At 39.4% G+C, this 16,001-nt stretch carries 19 protein-coding genes and 2 tRNA genes; 1 reads left to right on the forward strand and 20 read right to left on the reverse strand.

All coding sequences use genetic code 11. The annotated features are described in order from the left end of the window. Positions 1 to 50: 50 nt before the first annotated feature. The 6 genes from secA to HMPREF2988_RS03645 all read right to left on the reverse strand — a co-directional run bounded on the left by secA (position 51) and on the right by HMPREF2988_RS03645 (position 6,311). The gene (gene secA, locus HMPREF2988_RS03620; protein WP_070770001.1) at positions 51 to 2,585 is read right to left on the reverse strand and encodes a preprotein translocase subunit SecA; all 2,535 of its coding nucleotides are present in this window, start codon (positions 2,583 to 2,585) and stop codon (positions 51 to 53) included. Positions 2,586 to 2,806: 221 nt separating this feature from the next. Continuing rightward, complete coding sequence (gene hpf / locus HMPREF2988_RS03625; protein ID WP_070770002.1) at positions 2,807 to 3,358, reverse strand: ribosome hibernation-promoting factor, HPF/YfiA family; 552 nt, start codon at positions 3,356 to 3,358, stop codon at positions 2,807 to 2,809. Positions 3,359 to 3,485: 127 nt separating this feature from the next. Next, positions 3,486 to 4,205 carry a ComF family protein gene (locus HMPREF2988_RS03630; RefSeq protein WP_070770003.1) on the reverse strand — a complete coding sequence of 240 codons (720 nt, stop codon included), beginning with the start codon at positions 4,203 to 4,205 and terminating at the stop codon, positions 3,486 to 3,488. Continuing rightward, positions 4,202 to 5,515, reverse strand: coding sequence for a DEAD/DEAH box helicase family protein (locus tag HMPREF2988_RS03635; RefSeq protein WP_070770004.1), 1,314 nt, complete (start codon positions 5,513 to 5,515; stop codon positions 4,202 to 4,204). Before HMPREF2988_RS03635 ends, HMPREF2988_RS03630 begins: the two co-directional genes overlap by 4 nt. Before the next feature lie 80 nt (positions 5,516 to 5,595). Then, complete coding sequence (locus HMPREF2988_RS03640) at positions 5,596 to 5,916, reverse strand: PTS sugar transporter subunit IIB (RefSeq protein WP_002292778.1); 321 nt, start codon at positions 5,914 to 5,916, stop codon at positions 5,596 to 5,598. A gap of 107 nt (positions 5,917 to 6,023) precedes the next feature. Beyond that, positions 6,024 to 6,311: a DUF7662 domain-containing protein gene (locus HMPREF2988_RS03645; RefSeq protein ID WP_002292779.1), complete on the reverse strand. Its 288-nt coding sequence runs from the start codon at positions 6,309 to 6,311 to the stop codon at positions 6,024 to 6,026. 127 nt (positions 6,312 to 6,438) lie between these two features. Between HMPREF2988_RS03645 and HMPREF2988_RS03650 the strand changes: the two genes are divergently transcribed. Continuing rightward, a complete protein-coding gene (locus HMPREF2988_RS03650) occupies positions 6,439 to 7,083 on the forward strand; it encodes a YigZ family protein (protein ID WP_002292780.1) in 645 nt (214 codons plus the stop codon). A gap of 57 nt (positions 7,084 to 7,140) precedes the next feature. Here HMPREF2988_RS03650 and HMPREF2988_RS03655 read toward each other — a convergent pair whose 3' ends face one another. The 14 genes from HMPREF2988_RS03655 to HMPREF2988_RS03720 all read right to left on the reverse strand — a co-directional run bounded on the left by HMPREF2988_RS03655 (position 7,141) and on the right by HMPREF2988_RS03720 (position 15,988). Beyond that, positions 7,141 to 7,848 (reverse strand): GntR family transcriptional regulator, encoded by a 708-nt coding sequence (locus HMPREF2988_RS03655; RefSeq protein WP_002292782.1) that lies wholly within the window; start codon positions 7,846 to 7,848, stop codon positions 7,141 to 7,143. 219 nt (positions 7,849 to 8,067) lie between these two features. Further along, positions 8,068 to 8,238 carry a hypothetical protein gene (locus HMPREF2988_RS13730; protein WP_002292784.1) on the reverse strand — a complete coding sequence of 57 codons (171 nt, stop codon included), beginning with the start codon at positions 8,236 to 8,238 and terminating at the stop codon, positions 8,068 to 8,070. A 125-nt stretch (positions 8,239 to 8,363) separates the two neighbouring features. Beyond that, positions 8,364 to 8,435 (reverse strand) — tRNA-Gln (locus HMPREF2988_RS03665). A gap of 6 nt (positions 8,436 to 8,441) precedes the next feature. Beyond that, positions 8,442 to 8,522: transfer RNA gene (locus HMPREF2988_RS03670), tRNA-Tyr, on the reverse strand. Between the two features lie 87 nt (positions 8,523 to 8,609). Continuing rightward, positions 8,610 to 8,846 carry a DUF2969 domain-containing protein gene (locus HMPREF2988_RS03675; RefSeq protein ID WP_002316425.1) on the reverse strand — a complete coding sequence of 79 codons (237 nt, stop codon included), beginning with the start codon at positions 8,844 to 8,846 and terminating at the stop codon, positions 8,610 to 8,612. Between the two features lie 110 nt (positions 8,847 to 8,956). After that, positions 8,957 to 9,841 (reverse strand): ROK family protein, encoded by an 885-nt coding sequence (locus HMPREF2988_RS03680; RefSeq protein ID WP_002329490.1) that lies wholly within the window; start codon positions 9,839 to 9,841, stop codon positions 8,957 to 8,959. An 81-nt stretch (positions 9,842 to 9,922) separates the two neighbouring features. Beyond that, positions 9,923 to 10,393: a GNAT family N-acetyltransferase gene (locus tag HMPREF2988_RS03685; RefSeq protein WP_070770005.1), complete on the reverse strand. Its 471-nt coding sequence runs from the start codon at positions 10,391 to 10,393 to the stop codon at positions 9,923 to 9,925. Positions 10,394 to 10,573: 180 nt separating this feature from the next. Beyond that, on the reverse strand, positions 10,574 to 10,870 hold the full coding sequence (yidD, locus tag HMPREF2988_RS03690; protein WP_002329491.1) for a membrane protein insertion efficiency factor YidD: 297 nt from the start codon (positions 10,868 to 10,870) through the stop codon (positions 10,574 to 10,576). A gap of 131 nt (positions 10,871 to 11,001) precedes the next feature. After that, a complete protein-coding gene (locus HMPREF2988_RS03695) occupies positions 11,002 to 11,178 on the reverse strand; it encodes a DNA-directed RNA polymerase subunit beta (RefSeq protein WP_002292789.1) in 177 nt (58 codons plus the stop codon). A gap of 12 nt (positions 11,179 to 11,190) precedes the next feature. Next, on the reverse strand, positions 11,191 to 12,492 hold the full coding sequence (gene murA / locus HMPREF2988_RS03700; RefSeq protein ID WP_002308580.1) for a UDP-N-acetylglucosamine 1-carboxyvinyltransferase: 1,302 nt from the start codon (positions 12,490 to 12,492) through the stop codon (positions 11,191 to 11,193). A gap of 99 nt (positions 12,493 to 12,591) precedes the next feature. Further along, a complete protein-coding gene (locus HMPREF2988_RS13170; protein WP_002300479.1) occupies positions 12,592 to 12,822 on the reverse strand; it encodes a DUF1146 family protein in 231 nt (76 codons plus the stop codon). Positions 12,823 to 13,220: 398 nt separating this feature from the next. Next, complete coding sequence (locus HMPREF2988_RS03710; protein ID WP_002289005.1) at positions 13,221 to 13,643, reverse strand: F0F1 ATP synthase subunit epsilon; 423 nt, start codon at positions 13,641 to 13,643, stop codon at positions 13,221 to 13,223. A 13-nt stretch (positions 13,644 to 13,656) separates the two neighbouring features. Then, entirely contained in the window at positions 13,657 to 15,063 is a 1,407-nt protein-coding gene (gene atpD / locus HMPREF2988_RS03715; protein ID WP_002289006.1) for a F0F1 ATP synthase subunit beta, read from the reverse strand. Between the two features lie 22 nt (positions 15,064 to 15,085). Continuing rightward, on the reverse strand, positions 15,086 to 15,988 hold the full coding sequence (locus HMPREF2988_RS03720) for a F0F1 ATP synthase subunit gamma (RefSeq protein ID WP_002292792.1): 903 nt from the start codon (positions 15,986 to 15,988) through the stop codon (positions 15,086 to 15,088). Between the last annotated feature and the right edge of the window lie 13 nt (positions 15,989 to 16,001).

The following is a 16,001-nucleotide window of genomic DNA, read 5'->3' on the forward strand; positions in this document are numbered from 1 at the left end:
AGACGAATTCTTTAAAAAAGAATTTGTCTCACCAATCCTGCTGTCAGAAATTAGTTTGCATCTTTTCCGTGACAGTTCTTATATTTTTTCCCGCTTCCACAAGGACAAGGATCATTTCTACCGACCTTGTTCACATGGATTGGTTGTTTTTTCGCGCTAGTATTACTATTTTCTTTGGCATCTCCATCTTCTGAGTGAGAAGCTGTTCCTTGAGAAACTTGCTCACGCTGTACGTTTTGACGGATCTCAGCTTTCATGAAGATACGAGTGACTTCATATTCAATGGCACCTACCATATCTTCGAACATCTTGTAGCCTTCTGTTTGGTATTCAACTAATGGATTGTTTTGACCATAGGCACGCAAGCCGATTGACTGACGTAATTGGTCCATTGCATCGATATGATCTGTCCATTTAGAATCCACGACACGTAAGATCACGACTTTTTCGAATTCTAGCAGTTGCTCTGGTCCGTTCAATTGAGCTGCTTTGGTATTGAATACTTCTTGTGCTCGTTCGTTTAGATATTCTTTGATTTCTTGAGGTTTTTTTCCTTCGATATCTGTAAGGGAAATACTGTCTTCATGGACAAGTGTGCTGCCAGCAAAATCGACGATACTTTCCAAATTCCAATTTTCTTTTTCTAATTGCGTATGCGCATCTACCACACGACTGATTGTCCGTTTGACCATATTCATCAGTGGTTTAGATAAGCTTTTTTCTTCCATGATCACTTCTTGACGCTGTTTATAGATTACTTCACGTTGCTCACGCATCACGTCATCGTATTGCAAGACGTTCTTACGTGTGTCGTAGTTGTTTCCTTCTACGCGTTTTTGTGCAGATTCTACTTGTTTCGTCAGCATCTTGCTTTGGATCACAGCATCTTCGTCACCAATCTTCATTCGATCTAAGAAAGCTTTGATTCGTTCTGAACCGAATCGTTTCATCAAATCATCTTCTAAAGACAAGTAGAATTGTGACATACCAGGGTCTCCTTGACGTCCTGCACGTCCTCGAAGCTGGTTATCGATACGACGAGATTCATGTCGTTCTGTCCCGATAACTGCTAGGCCACCAAGTTCTCTTACGCCAAGCCCTAGCTTGATATCTGTTCCCCGACCAGCCATGTTGGTAGCAATCGTCACTGCGCCTTTTTGACCCGCATTCATGATGATCTCTGCTTCTTTAAAGTGATTTTTCGCATTCAGCACTTCATGAGGAATACGTTCTTGATTCAGCATATCTGATAATAACTCAGATGTTTCAACCGCAACAGTTCCGACTAAGACAGGCTGTCCTTTGCGGTAGCGATCTTTGATATCTTGTACGACAGCATGGAACTTGCTTTGTAATGTAGGGTAAAGCAAATCTGGACGATCGTCACGGATGACCGGACGGTTTGTCGGAATCTGGTATACTTGAATATTATAAATCTCTCTGAACTCTTCTTCTTCTGTCTTAGCTGTACCAGTCATCCCTGCAAGTTTCTTGTACATACGGAAATAGTTCTGGAAAGTAATCGTCGCCATCGTTTTCGTTTCGTCTTCGATCTCTACGCCTTCTTTAGCTTCGATTGCTTGATGAAGACCATCTGAATAACGGCGTCCATCCATGATCCGGCCCGTAAATTGGTCAACAATCAATACTTTTCCATCTTGAACAACATAATCGATGTCTAAAAGCATGATGTAGTTGGCTCTCAATGCTTGATCCAAGTGATGGGTCAATGCAGTATTTTCAATGTCATATAAGTTGTCCAAACCGAATGTTTCTTCAGCTTTTTCGATCCCTGCTTCAGTTAAACTGATTGTTTTTGATTGTACATCGATTTTGTAATCTTCTTCTTCTTTCAAACGTTTCACGAAGTTGTCTGCTCTTGTATATAAAGCTGTTGATTTTTCTGCTTGCCCTGAAATGATCAGCGGCGTTCTCGCTTCATCAATCAAGATCGAGTCAACTTCATCGACAATGGCATAATTCAGCGGACGTTGTACCATTTGATGACGGTAAACGACCATGTTGTCTCTCAAATAGTCAAATCCTAATTCATTATTCGTGCTATAAGTGATATCGCAATTATAAGCCTCGCGTTTTTCATCCGAAGATTTTGAGTTGATATTCAATCCAACTGTCAATCCTAAGAAATTATAAAGCTCGCCCATTTCCGTCGAGTCACGGGTTGCTAAATATTCATTGACGGTAACTACGTGGACCCCTTCGCCAGTCAACGCATTCAGATACACCGGCATCGTTGCGGTCAAGGTTTTACCTTCACCAGTACGCATTTCAGGGATATTCCCATCGTGAAGCACGATCCCACCCATCAATTGTACGTGGTATGGATATAACCCCAATACACGTTTTGCTGCTTCCCTAACGACTGCAAAAGCTTCCGGAAGTAATTGATCTAATGTTTCTCCTTTTTGGTATCTGCCCTTGAATTCAGCAGTTTTTGCTTGTAATTGTTCATCAGTTAATGCTGCCATTTGGTCAGCGTATGATTCAACTTTTTTTGCAATGCTATCTAAACGTTTTAGTTCTTTCTTATCGTTTTCGATAAGTGAACGAATCAAATTGGCCATGCGTTGTGTAATCTCCTTTTCCTTCTGTGTATTATCCAGACTATGTAGACTCTACTTTTCATTTTATCATTAGTTATAGATAATTGAAATATCTTAATCGTATTAAAGTAAGAACTTCATAATTTATTCATATTTTAACTAAAAAAGAGACGAACTCAAAAAAACTTGCGGCAGCTATTGACAGCTGCTGCAAGTTTTTGATGTTATTTAAGTATGGCTGATCAGTCTGTTTCGATCAATCCGTATTTTCCATCTTTTCGGCGGTAAACGATACTTGTACCATTTGTTTCTGCATCTTCAAAAATAAAGAAGTTATGTCCCAGCATGTTCATTTGTAAGACTGCTTCTTCACTGTCCATTGGTTTCAATGAAAGGCGTTTTGTACGTACGATATCTAATTCAGAATCGTTGTCGTTTTCTTCCTCTCCATTGAATAAAACAGCAGCATCTGCAGTATTCATGCCCGTTTCACGGGATTTACGATTGATTTTTGTTTTGAATTTGCGGATTTGGCGTTCCAATTTGTCAACAACCAAATCGATACTTGCGTATAGATCTGGAGAAGTTTCTTCGGCACGTAATACAAGATAAGGTAATGGGATCGTTACTTCCACTTTTGCTGTTTTTTCTGTATAAACTTTTAAGTTCACATGCGCCGTAGCATCGGGTGCGTCACTGAAATAGCGTTCTAGTTTGCCTACTTTTTTCTCAACGTAGTCGCGAATCGCTTCAGTTACTTCGATATTTTCGCCGCGTACATTATATCTAAACATAAAAATTACCCCTTTCGTCTACCACAATCAAGAAGGAGAAGGACCACTCTTTCCCTCTTCTTAATTCTATTATATCGAACTCTAGGTTATTTGCAAATTAAATCGCTATCAAATTTCCACATCTGATTCATCTTGCCAAAGAAATGGTTCGGATGATTTTCGGCTGTGCGTTCTGCAAGCAATCTGCTGCATGAAAAAGCGTCTGTCCTGTTGTATAGACATCGTCAATAATCAATATTTTTTTATGTTGTATCTTAGAAAGAGGTACGGCAAGCTCAAAAGGCTGAGGCATCTCCAATCTTTCCTTTCGCGTGTTTTTTGCTTGAGCAAGCAGATGTTGCTCTCTTTTGAGCAGCATCTGAAAAGGAATTTTTGCTGCTTTCAACATCTCGCTTACTTGATTGAATCCTCTTTCTAGCCACCTTTTTTCAGATAAAGGTATTGGACAATAAATATATGCCGGGTAATCTTTTTTTATCTGAGTCCATTTATATGCAAAAGTCCCTGCTAATCGGATGTCTCCCATAAACTTGTACCGATTGATCCAAGCCTGCATCTTTTCATCGTACGTAAAAAAGGCGCGGTGTTGAAAATCATATGCAGGATATTTCTTCTTCCATTCTTGACAGTCGTTGCAGTAAACGAAACTAGTCTTTGCTTTCTTTTTCGTCTCCTCGTATTTCAAATGGATTGGTTTTTGACAACCTGCACAACCTTTTGCTTCCAATAAATGGAATTGTGCGCGGCAAACTGAACATGTCTGAGGAAGTCTATATTTCGACACACCGATGATCTCGCTGAATGTTAAATTTTGGATGATGTCTTTACTGCAACAACAACATCTCACAGCATCTTCTTCCCTTCTTCGTTCATTTCTTTGATTTCCTGACAGGCTTTTCGAATAGCTGAAGTTTTTTCTTCATAGAAAAAATAGACCCGACTGTTCGTATAAGGACCTTTACGATCAGCTCTTCCTGCGATTTGCACCAAAGAGGATTTAGTAAAAACTGGATGATCTGCTCCTAAAACGATGATAGAGATTCTTTCAAATGTGACTCCTCTTTCTAGGATCATCGTGGTTAACAGTATCTCGTATGTTGCTTCTCGCATTTCCTGAACTTTCTTTGCCCGTTGATCGTCTTGTGAAGAAACATCTGTTATCTCATATTCTGGAAAAGCTTCTTGCAGTGTGACTTTCAAACGATGCATCATCGTAATACTTGGACAAAATAAAAGGATACGGTTTTCTTTAATTAGTTGCTGAATGATCCGCACCAAAGAGTTGATTTTCTTTTTGTTCCCACATTTTTGTCGCCAATTATTCATGAAAACAAGTACGGGTTCAGGAAGCAAGCGCCGATGAAAGCGCAAGGCAAGTTTGTGGAGCTCAAATGTCTGCTTGATTTCCTTTAGTAACTTCTCATCAGGCGTGGCACTTAAGTAGATGAATCGACCGTCTGGTTTGATTGCTGTTTGCACAGCGTGAGCTAGCCCAGCGTCCCCGCTATAAGGAAAAGCATCAATCTCATCAATGACTAATAAGTCAAAGGATCGATAAAAACGGTATAGTTGATGAATCGTACAGATAACAAAAGAACTAAAGGTATAAGCTGTTGCTGTATTCCCATGGAGCAACATGATTGTTTCTTCTGGAAAAACAGGTCGATAGCGTAAAAATAATTCATTACAAACGTCGATTCGCGGTGTACAAATGGCTACTCTTCCTCCAGCTTTTAATGTTTTCACTAAAATCGGATAAAGCATTTCTGTTTTTCCTGCACCTGTTACCGCCCAAATAAGATGGTGTCTTTTTTCTGAATGATAAAGTATCCTCTCTGCGATTTCCGTTTGTTTTTCAGTAAGCTTTCCTGTCCAAGAAAAGACGACTTCTCGAGATTCTGCTTTTGGCTGATCAAATAAATATAACTCTTGTTGACTGTCGCATCGCCCTAAAGACAGGCAATGTATGCAAAAATAGCCATAGTCTGCAAGCTGTCCCTCAAAGACAGGCGTTTTCACTCCACAACGATGACAAAGAATCCTGTTACCTAAACGTTCTACTGCTGCGATCTTCTTATAATTTGGTAAGTTTCCCTCCTCACAATCCATTGCTTCAATCTCTCTCGTAAGAAGCCTTCTGCCCCAAAAATGATTCATATCATTCGCCCTAAAAAAATATACGAAAAAACAAGCAATCTTTTTTTGGATTGCTTGTTCGATAGTTCTATATAATCTATTTATTCACCAATCAATGTAATTGCTTGGTCTAATACTTTTTCGCCATTCATCATTCCATAATCAGCCATATTGATGACGTCTAAAGGAATGCCTTTTGGTTCCAGACGTTTTTCAAAATCAGCTTTCATAAAGCGAACTTGAGGTCCTAATAACAGTACATCTACATCTTTATTTGCAAGATTATTATCTGCATCAGAAGCTGACACAGCGAAAATATCAGAATCGATTCCTTTTGCTTCCGCAGCTTTTTGCATTTTTGTTACGAGCAAACTTGTGCTCATACCAGCCGAACACACAAGCATGATTGTTTTTTTAGCCATACTTTTCTCTCCTTTTTAAAACAGACTACGCAAACGTTTTCTTAGCGTCTGTTACTCTATTATATAAAAAGAAAGAAATTTGTCAACGTTTTCTAAACACGGTTTATTTAATCAAATAGCCAGCTAGATTTCACTAATTTATTGAATACGACATATTCTTTATCCAAATTGATGACCACTACTTCATAGCCTGCATTTAACCAGCCGTAGGCACCCTTTTCTGGATGTCTATAGTCATTTGCCCACCAATCTGTGCTTTCCCTGGCTGTTTTGGGAAGTCCGTTACTGGGAAACAACAGTTCATCAAATTGGGTAAAGGTTAATGTAACTTGGGAGCCGCCGTTGTTCTTCAAATAATGCGTAATTGCATCATACTTTTTCATTCGTTCCTTCATCCCCGGATCCACCTGCCTTTGTCTTTATTATCGCATACTACAGCAATTGCGCAACCGTTATAGTGTTGAAACAACCTAGAACTTTCTTTATACTGAATAAAGCAACCGAAAAAAAAGAGGTGACAAGATGATCGAACGTTATCGTACAATCAAAGAAAATGGACAAAGTGAGATCGAAATCAAGAAATCACGCTTTATCTGTTCTCTTAAACGAATAGAATCAGAAGAAGAAGCGAAAAACTTCATCCAAGAAATCAAAAAAGAACATTGGAAAGCAAACCATAACTGCAGTGCCTTCGTCATTGGCGAAAAAAATGAGATCCAACGAAGCAGCGATGATGGCGAACCAAGTGGAACGGCGGGCGTACCGATGTTGGAAGTCCTCAAAAAAAATCAACTGATCAATGTAGCTGCAGTAGTCACTCGATATTTTGGAGGAACGAAACTCGGCACGGGCGGATTGATACGAGCATACACTCATGCGGTCTCTCAAGCATTGTCCGACATTGGAATCGTAGAAGGTACCTTGCAACAGGAGATCTCCGTTGTGATCACGTATCCGCAACTAGGAAAATTACAAAATTATCTTGAACTACAGCACTTTTTCATAAAAGAAATCCAATACACTGATCAAGTCATCGTCATCTGTGCAGTGGATGAAAAAAATGCTGACAGCTTTAAAGAATCCATCATTGAGCTGCTGAACGGACAAGTCCAATTTGAAGAAGGTCCTGTTTCTTATCACGAGCAATTGGTAGCTGATCATAGATAAAAACAGGTGATTCTGATTCTCTTTTTTTCGAATAAGGAATCAGGGATCACCTGTTTTTTATTTTTCCAAATAAAACTCAAAACGATTTCCTACATATTGCGTACGCACATACTCAAATGGCGTGCCATCTTCAAAATAGGAAATCTGACGCAAACGAAGAACTGCATCTCCTCGTTTCACCTCTAAATAGTCTGCGATTTTCTCAGACGCCAATACAGCCGTGATCGTTTGATTCGCTGGACCGATTTTTTTCCCGCCTTTTTCTTCTAATGTGCGATACAACGATTCAGTAATCTCTGCTTTGCTGTAGCCATCGATCAGCTTTTGCGGAACACTGGCTACTTCAAAACAAATAGGGACATCGTCTGCAAAACGAATACGTTCCATTCGCAAGATCGTGTCATCTTTACTCAAGTTTAGTTTTTCCATTTCACTTGAGCTTGGCGAAGTCAAAAAGTAAGAGATTGTTCGACTAGACGGTACTCTATTTTGCGATTCCATGATTTCTGTAAAACTTGTCGCGCCAGACATCTTTTCTTGTACTTTTTCTCGCGCAACATATGTACCCGAACCGATCTTTCTTTCTAAGATTCCTTCATCTGCCAAGTTTTGAATTGCTTGTCTCAACGTCATACGGCTGACATTGAATTTCACTGCTAATTCTCTTTCTGAAGGAAGACGGTCTCCGACTTTCCATATACCTTGTTCGATTTCATTTTTTAATTGGTCATGAATCTGTATATATACAGGTAATTGATTCGACATAACGTACACCCGTCCTTTCGTTTCTTCTATTATAACTGGTATATACCTGATTCACAACTGAAAAAGATAAAGGATTCTATCCATAAGCAGATGATGTAGGTACAAATCCTTCTTCCCATTCCTATTAACAGAATCCATTTTCTAGATATATTCAATTGAGAAAATAACAAAAGACCCTATAATCGCTGAAAATGCCGATTTATGGATCTTTTGTTATTATTAGCGGTTTTTAGCCATCCATTTTTTTGTATGATTCGTTGGGCGTTTTGATTTTACATGGACTGCTTTTTCGCCTTTTTTAGGAATGTTCACTTCGATATCGTATTTTTCTGATTTGACCAAGTCATATAACTTTTCAGCTGCTTCGTCTACTTTTTCTTTCCACTTCATTTTGACCCCTCCAATTCTTTTTGTTAACTTAACTCTATCTTAAATTGACAGAATCTTCAAGGAACAAGGTAACAAAGCAAAAAAAAAGAGCTCTCGAACTTACGAGAGCCTACGGTTGTGCTATACTGGGGTAGCTGGATTCGAACCAACGCATGAGGGAGTCAAAGTCCCTTGCCTTACCGCTTGGCTATACCCCAATGAAATGGAGGAGAGTGGATTCGAACCACTGAACCCTAAGGAACGGATTTACAGTCCGTCGCGTTTAGCCACTTCGCTACTCCTCCGAAAGGTTTGTATCAACCTGACTTAGTTATAATACCTAATTTTCCAGATTTTTGCAACCCTTTATTGAAAGTTTTTTTGATATTTTTTTATTCGTGCAGATTCCAGTGACGAATCACTGTTTCTATCGCATTTTCAAGACTTTTTTCTTTCCCAAAATCTTCTTCACCAAAGAAAATTTCATATTCTTTTGGTCCATAGGCTAAAATTTCACCAATCATTTTTTTCCCTATAAATAACTGAGTGACTTCATAATTCTTACCTTTGATATCTTTTTTTACTTCTTCGATACGCACTTCAATATCTTTATTTTTTTTTGACATCATTTTCACCTCTCAGACATTTTATCATATTGCAGACAATAAAACATTCCTTAGGTAAAAATCTCTTGTCCATTTCATCTTCTTTTATACAAGAGGCGATTTCTCTAAAGCTCTTAATTCTCCCCTTGACCTATAGCGATATAGTTGGCCGCTGCGCCTACAAGATTAGCATCGTTTCTGTATTCACACAATAGGATCTGCGGCTCGAAATCATGCAAGTCGAATTGATCTGTCAACTTCTTCATTCTACTTTGGATCTCATCAATGAGCCCATCCTTTGCAGAAACGCCACCGCCTAATACGATAACTTCCGGATCGAATGAAAATTGGATACTGAATAAACCTTTTGCCAAGTACGTATAAAAACTCTCAACTTCTTCTTTTGCTATTTCATCCCCGGTTTCTGCTAATTCAAAGACGTCTTTTCCGGTATAAGTATTCTTATCGACTCCTTTGCGTTCACAATACCGCCAAGCCATCTGTACGGCTGTACCAAGTTTACTAAATGTCTGATCACCCTCTAAGAACATCAAACCGAATTCTCCACCATAAAGATGTGCACCTTTATTGATTTGGCCTTTCGTGAACATCGCTCCGCCAATCCCAGTTCCTACCACGACAAAAGCAACATCTTGATAATCACGAGCAGCTCCTTCATAAAACTCAGCCATTCCGGCACAGTTGGCGTCATTTTCAATCGTTACCGGAAGTTGAAACAAAGTTTCCAAATCTCTAAAAATATTAAAGCCATGAATATAAGGAATCGCACTGATTCCCTCAATTACCTGTTTCTCATTATTCACTACTCCAGGTGAGCTGATCCCAATTCCTTCAATCTCAAAAGAAAGACACATGTCTTTATAGACTTGTAATAATTGCGCTTTCATTTCTTTCCAAGATTCAGGCGTTGCAAATTGGCCCTTGCCTTTGACATCTTTACTATCCCAACAACCATATTTGACAGCCGACCCGCCAAAATCAAAAACTAATATCCCCATAAAAACATTCTCCTTTTTGCTTGCTAAAGCTATTGTAATGTATATGTTTAGTATTTGAAAGCATTTTCTCGGATCACTAGTCTATTCGTTAAAGCTGGTTTTGTGTAAGTGAATCGCTAAAATCACTTGATCTCGCAATTGTTCTCCGTTCTCAAAAATCGGTTTAGAATAATGATGGATAAAATAGTCTTTGACTCGACCAATCTCCACATAGCCCATTTTTTGATAGAGATGTAACGCCGCACTGCTAGTACTGCCGGTTCGTATGATGATCTGAGTTTGACTGGAAGCGAGTTGTGAAAGCTTCTGAAAAGCTGTCTCAAGGAGTTTCCCACCAATCCCTTTTCCTTGATGCGAAGGTTCTACAGCTACGTTAACGATTTCGAATTCTTTTTCCCTTACTATATAGATCAGTATACCTATTGTTTTTTCTTTTTCTTTCCATATCCAGCCGTTCCCCTTTGAAACATATACCTGAACTTTTTCTTTATCAGGATCTGCATCTAATAACAAGGACCATGGTACATCTATCTTATTGAGTTCTTCGATCATTTTTGACCTCCATATATGTAGTCATGAAGTCGTTGCTTTGATAGTCACTCTCTCTTTTCTTTATTGCTCAGTGCTACCCGTATTTTTCACAACCTTTTTTGACGGTGTTCAAAATCCAGCACTTCGGCAATCACTCACAATTTTGCAAAATATGGGAAGCTATTTTCCAAATTGTTTTCTTTATTGCTCAGTGCTACCCGTATTTTTCACAACCTTTTTATAATCTGGTTCTTTTTTATCTTTCTTATTTCTCGTTAATTGAAAGGTCAAAGGTACATAATCGATGCCGCCTTTGACAAAGGGATGACAGCGCAAGATCCGAGCCGTCCCCATTACCGTCCCTTTTAGCGCACCATGAGTTTGAATTGCTTTTATCATATAATTAGAACAGGTTGGGTAATAGCGGCAACTAGGCGGAAATGCAGGCGAAATAAAGCGCTGATATCCTCTAACTAAATAAATCAATATCTTCTTCATCAACTAGATTCCTTCTTTTCTTTTACTAAAAAAAGGGATCGCGACTAAAGTCAACGTTCCCTTCTGTTTTCTTTTATCCTATGCTGCTTCATGGCTCATTTCCTATCGACTAGAACCACCGTAATTAATTATCAATGAAAAAAGTCTCGAATATGAATCCACAAGCTGGGTTGAAATACTTTAAATGGATTGCCACCACCGATGACACCATATCCAATCATCGTTCCGGCTACAAAAAGAAGGATAAGCAATAAGATCACCACTAAAATCTTTATCAGAGTTAATAAGATATATCGTTGGTTACTCATTCAGCCACTTCCTTATGCAATCGTTTGTGCTGTTTTTTCAGCAGGAGTTTGATCCATGTCTACACGTTCAACATCTGCACCTAATTTTTGTAGTTTGATATGGAAGTTATAATAGCCACGATCTAGATAATTCAAGTTACGGACACGTGTGATTCCATTGGCTTTCAAGCCAGCTAAAACTAATGCTGCTGCTGCACGCAAGTCTGTTGCATACACTTCCGCACCTTGCAATTCATGGTTTCCATCCATGATTGCTACATTTCCATCGATTTTGACGTGGGCGTTCATACGGCGCATTTCTTCTAAATGTTGGAAACGATTTTCAAAAACTGTTTCAGTTACTACGCTTGTACCTTCTGCCACTAATTGGATGGCTGTCATTTGCGCTTGCATATCTGTAGGGAAACCAGGATGAGGCATCGTTTTTACATCTGTAGGTAAGATATGTTTTGGTCCGATGACACGGATTCCGCCTTCTTCTTCAATGATTTCTGCACCCATTTCGATCAATTTAGAAATCAATGGGCGGTTATGTTCAGAGATAGCATCAGCAATCAGTACATTGCCTTCTGTCATTGCAGCAGCGACCATAAAGGTACCAGCTTCGATACGATCTTGTACGATTGAATGGTTGACTGCATGTAAATGATCAACGCCTTCGATACGCATTGTTTCAGTACCCGCTCCATAGACATGCGCACCCATTTTATTCAAAATATTTGCTAAATCAACGATTTCTGGTTCGCGAGCTACGTTTTCAATGATGGTTGTTCCTTTTGCTTTTACGGCAGCCATCATGATATTTTGAGTAGCACCTACACTAGGAAAATCTAAATAAATCGTGTTACCGATCAATTCATCTGCAATTGCTTCAATATAGCCGTTTTTTTGAATAATTTTTGCTCCTAAAGCTTGAAATCCTTTTAAATGTAAATCGATTGGGCGTTTACCAATCGCACATCCACCAGGCATAGCCACTTTTGCATGTCCATTTCTAGCAAGTAGCGGTCCCATCACAACGATTGAAGCACGCATTTGACTAACATACTCATAAGGCGCTTCGATTTCTAATTGTCTTGAAGCGTCGATTGTTACTTGATTCTTTTGTTCATCAAAATCTACATCTACATTTAAGTGACGAATCACTTGATTCATAGTGAAGACATCAGAAAGAATCGGGACGTTGTCTAATGTCGTAATACCTTCTTCTGCTAACAAACTGGCAGCTAAAATAGGCAATACAGCATTTTTAGCTCCTTCAATTCTTACTGTTCCATTTAATTGATTGCCACCTCTTACGATGATCTCTTCCATGTTGTTGTTCCCTCCAAAAAATTCCAATGAGCATACACTTACTCAAAATCTTTTCTATTATAACACCCTTCCTTTTAAAATAGTACCTTTTTTTAAAATTTACAGGCTAACGAAAAGATTTCGGCATAAAGCGATAACTTCTAAGAAAAAATTACTTGCAGTGTACCCTAAAAAGATTGAAAAAAGTACGATTGCCATTCTAATTTGCGTATTATGCATTGGTCTAAAAAAAGTCTCAATGCGTAACGAACGTAAAGACCAGAAGGCTAAGTAGATAAACGCCAAATGACTCACGATTCGAAGTATCGCATCAATTCCGTATACTTGCATAATGACGTCCTTTCTAACAGTTGTTTTTATAATAACTAATAAAATGATAATACCATAAAATGTATAAAAGGAAAAACAAGTATACTTAAAAATAGAGGAATACCCTTACATTTTTAGGAAATAAGGGGAAAAATATGCAAAAAAAGAGACTGAGACAAAAGTCTTGTCTCAGTCCTTTATTCCTAATAAAGGGTGTTCTCCTGCCAACTCCTCGGTCACAAGTCACAATATTCATCAAACATGAGAAGCTGTTTTTTGAAATTGTTCCTTGTGACTCGGAGCTGAACGGCAGGCTCACGATCTCTGATTCACGGTGTTCCAGAAGTAGCTTCTTCGAAAAATAAGCTGACCACTTCTGTCGCAACCTCTGATACACGGATAAACATCCGCTTCTCATTTTATGAGTGCTTAGATACTTTAATACGATTGATTGCTCGATGCAACGCAACAGTTGCCCGCTTCAATTCGTTCGTATCTTGTTTTGCTTTTGCTTCTTCGATTTGGCGTTCTGCACGTTGTTTTGCACGTTCCGCACGAGATACATCGATATCCCGTTCACGTTCCGCACTATCAGCAACGATTGAAACAACATTATCACGCACTTCCATAATTCCGCCATTCACAGCAATCCAATCGACATGGGTATCCGAATCTGTCCGTTTTACACGAACTTCATCAATCGTCAAAGGAACGATGATCGGTGCATGTTTAGGCAAAATCCCAAGCTCACCAGCTGTCGTACGTGCGACGACGATAGCTGCATGGTGATCATAGACCAAACCGGCAGGAGTTACCACATTTACTGTTAAATATTGATCCATGGGGCACCCCTTTCTAGTAGCCTAGTGTTTTCGCTTTTTCTACGACGTCTTCGATTCGGCCAACACTTCGGAAAGCTTCTTCAGGAAGATCATCGTATTTGCCTTCCAAGATTTCGCGGAATCCTTTCACTGTTTCTTCTACAGGAACATAAGAACCTGGAAGACCAGTAAATTGTTCAGCCACGTTAAAGTTTTGTGACAAGAAGAATTGGACTCTGCGGGCACGAGAAACTAACACTTTTTCCTGATCGGATAATTCATCCATACCTAAGATAGCAATAATATCTTGTAATTCACGATATCGTTGCAATACGTGTTGGACTTCTGTTGCTACTTTATAGTGTTCTTCTCCCACGATTTCAGGTGCTAAAGCACTTGAAGAAGAAGCCAATGGATCTACCGCTGGATAAATCCCTTGTTCTGTTAATTTACGTTCCAAGTTGGTTGTCGCATCCAAATGGGCGAATGCTGTTGCCGGCGCCGGGTCAGTGTAGTCATCGGCTGGCACATAGATGGCTTGGATCGATGTAATCGAACCTTTTTTCGTAGATGTGATACGTTCTTGCAATTGACCCATTTCTGTTGCCAATGTTGGTTGATAACCAACCGCAGAAGGCATCCGTCCTAACAAGGCTGATACTTCAGATCCAGCTTGAGTGAAACGGAAAATATTGTCGATAAACAACAATACATCTTGGCCTTCTACATCACGGAAATATTCCGCGATCGTCAAACCAGTTAACGCAACACGCATACGTGCACCTGGTGGTTCGTTCATTTGACCGAACACCATGGCTGTCTTTTCGATAACTCCTGAATCTTTCATTTCATAATACAAGTCATTACCTTCACGAGTCCGTTCACCGACACCGGTAAATACAGAAATACCACCGTGTTCTTGGGCGATATTATGGATCAGTTCTTGGATCAGTACGGTTTTACCAACACCGGCACCACCAAATAGTCCAACTTTCCCACCTTTTAAATATGGGGCAAGCAAGTCGATAACTTTGATCCCTGTTTCCAAAATTTCTGTACTTGTACTTAATTCGTCAAAGGCTGGTGCTTTTTTATGAATTTCGCTTCTTTCCGCATCCTCTGGGAAAGGTGTTTCTAAATCGATCGTATCTCCTAGTACGTTGAATACGCGACCTAATGTTTCTTTACCTACAGGAACAGAGATTGCTTTGCCTGTATCAATGACTTCCATTCCTCTTTGTAAACCATCTGTTGATTCCATCGCAATGGTCCGGATCACTCCGTCCCCTAATTCTAATGCTGCTTCAAGAACAACTTTTGATTTATTTTCGTCATTTTTATAAACAACTAATGCGTTGTTGATATCTGGTAAGGATTGGTCTAAAGAAAATTCCACGTCGACAACGGGACCGATTACTTGAACAATCTTGCCTGAACTCATCTTTTTTCCTCCAATCTCAATACTATTCTAGTGCCGAAGCTCCGGCAACAATTTCGGTAATTTCTTGGGTAATAGCCCCTTGTCTTGCACGGTTATAAGAAACCGTCAGCTCATCAATGATATTAGCAGCATTATCAGTTGCTGTTTTCATTGCTGTCATACCAGCAGCATGTTCTGCTGTTTTGGCGTCAACGATCGCACCGTAGATCAAACTTTCAGCATACTGAGGCAATAACTGAGACAAGATTTCTTCTTTTGAAGGTTCAAAAATATATTCTTGTTCGAAAGTCGTTGCTTCTTCTGGATCTAAGTCTGAGATTGGCAGCATTTTTTCTACACGAAACTGACTAGTTAGCGAATTGATATGATGGTTATAACATACGTATAATTCATCGAATACTTCGTTTTGGTACATAGTTGTTGCCATATTTACGATTTTGCGGACTTCATCAAAGCTTGGCTGATCAGATAAATTGCGCAGCTCATATGCTAGGTTGATACCGCGTGCTTTAAAGAAGTCTGCACCAGTTCCGCCAATTGCGATCATCACGTAATCATCGGGTGATTGGTGGTCTTCTTCTAAAATAGACATCGTTTGTTTCAATATCGAACTGTTATATCCACCGACCAGACCGCCATCTGCAGTGATGACGATATAACCGGTTTTCTTCACAGGACGGCTGAGCAGCATGCTGTTGTAATTGATATCCCCTCTTGGATTTTCTGAGGCAATATCATTTAACTGAGTAGCAGTCAAATGCGTAACGATTTCTCTTACTTTTGTTGCATAAACCTGAAACTTCTGTGAAGAAGCTTCAGATTTTGTCAACTTAGAAGCAGACACCATCTGCATTGCCCGCGTGATTTGGCTCGTTTTTTTCGTTGAAGCGATACGTGTCTTGATTTCATTTAATGAAGCACCCATTCATCTCACCTCA

The organism is Enterococcus sp. HMSC061C05 (assembly GCF_001814765.1).
GTDB classification, from domain to species: domain Bacteria; phylum Bacillota; class Bacilli; order Lactobacillales; family Enterococcaceae; genus Enterococcus_B; species Enterococcus_B lactis.

Coding starts and splice junctions, on each gene's coding strand:
- secA (WP_070770001.1), bottom strand. CDS start 2,585: ATGGCCAATTTGATTCGTTCACTTATCGAAAACGATAAGAAAGAACTA.
- hpf (WP_070770002.1), bottom strand. CDS start 3,358: ATGTTTAGATATAATGTACGCGGCGAAAATATCGAAGTAACTGAAGCG.
- HMPREF2988_RS03635 (WP_070770004.1), bottom strand. CDS start 5,515: ATGAATCATTTTTGGGGCAGAAGGCTTCTTACGAGAGAGATTGAAGCA.
- HMPREF2988_RS03640 (WP_002292778.1), bottom strand. CDS start 5,916: ATGGCTAAAAAAACAATCATGCTTGTGTGTTCGGCTGGTATGAGCACA.
- HMPREF2988_RS03645 (WP_002292779.1), bottom strand. CDS start 6,311: ATGAAGGAACGAATGAAAAAGTATGATGCAATTACGCATTATTTGAAG.
- HMPREF2988_RS03650 (WP_002292780.1), top strand. CDS start 6,439: ATGATCGAACGTTATCGTACAATCAAAGAAAATGGACAAAGTGAGATC.
- HMPREF2988_RS03655 (WP_002292782.1), bottom strand. CDS start 7,848: ATGTCGAATCAATTACCTGTATATATACAGATTCATGACCAATTAAAA.
- HMPREF2988_RS13730 (WP_002292784.1), bottom strand. CDS start 8,238: ATGAAGTGGAAAGAAAAAGTAGACGAAGCAGCTGAAAAGTTATATGAC.
- HMPREF2988_RS03675 (WP_002316425.1), bottom strand. CDS start 8,846: ATGATGTCAAAAAAAAATAAAGATATTGAAGTGCGTATCGAAGAAGTA.
- HMPREF2988_RS03680 (WP_002329490.1), bottom strand. CDS start 9,841: ATGGGGATATTAGTTTTTGATTTTGGCGGGTCGGCTGTCAAATATGGT.
- HMPREF2988_RS03685 (WP_070770005.1), bottom strand. CDS start 10,393: ATGATCGAAGAACTCAATAAGATAGATGTACCATGGTCCTTGTTATTA.
- yidD (WP_002329491.1), bottom strand. CDS start 10,870: ATGAAGAAGATATTGATTTATTTAGTTAGAGGATATCAGCGCTTTATT.
- HMPREF2988_RS03695 (WP_002292789.1), bottom strand. CDS start 11,178: ATGAGTAACCAACGATATATCTTATTAACTCTGATAAAGATTTTAGTG.
- murA (WP_002308580.1), bottom strand. CDS start 12,492: ATGGAAGAGATCATCGTAAGAGGTGGCAATCAATTAAATGGAACAGTA.
- HMPREF2988_RS13170 (WP_002300479.1), bottom strand. CDS start 12,822: ATGCAAGTATACGGAATTGATGCGATACTTCGAATCGTGAGTCATTTG.
- HMPREF2988_RS03710 (WP_002289005.1), bottom strand. CDS start 13,643: ATGGATCAATATTTAACAGTAAATGTGGTAACTCCTGCCGGTTTGGTC.
- atpD (WP_002289006.1), bottom strand. CDS start 15,063: ATGAGTTCAGGCAAGATTGTTCAAGTAATCGGTCCCGTTGTCGACGTG.
- HMPREF2988_RS03720 (WP_002292792.1), bottom strand. CDS start 15,988: ATGGGTGCTTCATTAAATGAAATCAAGACACGTATCGCTTCAACGAAA.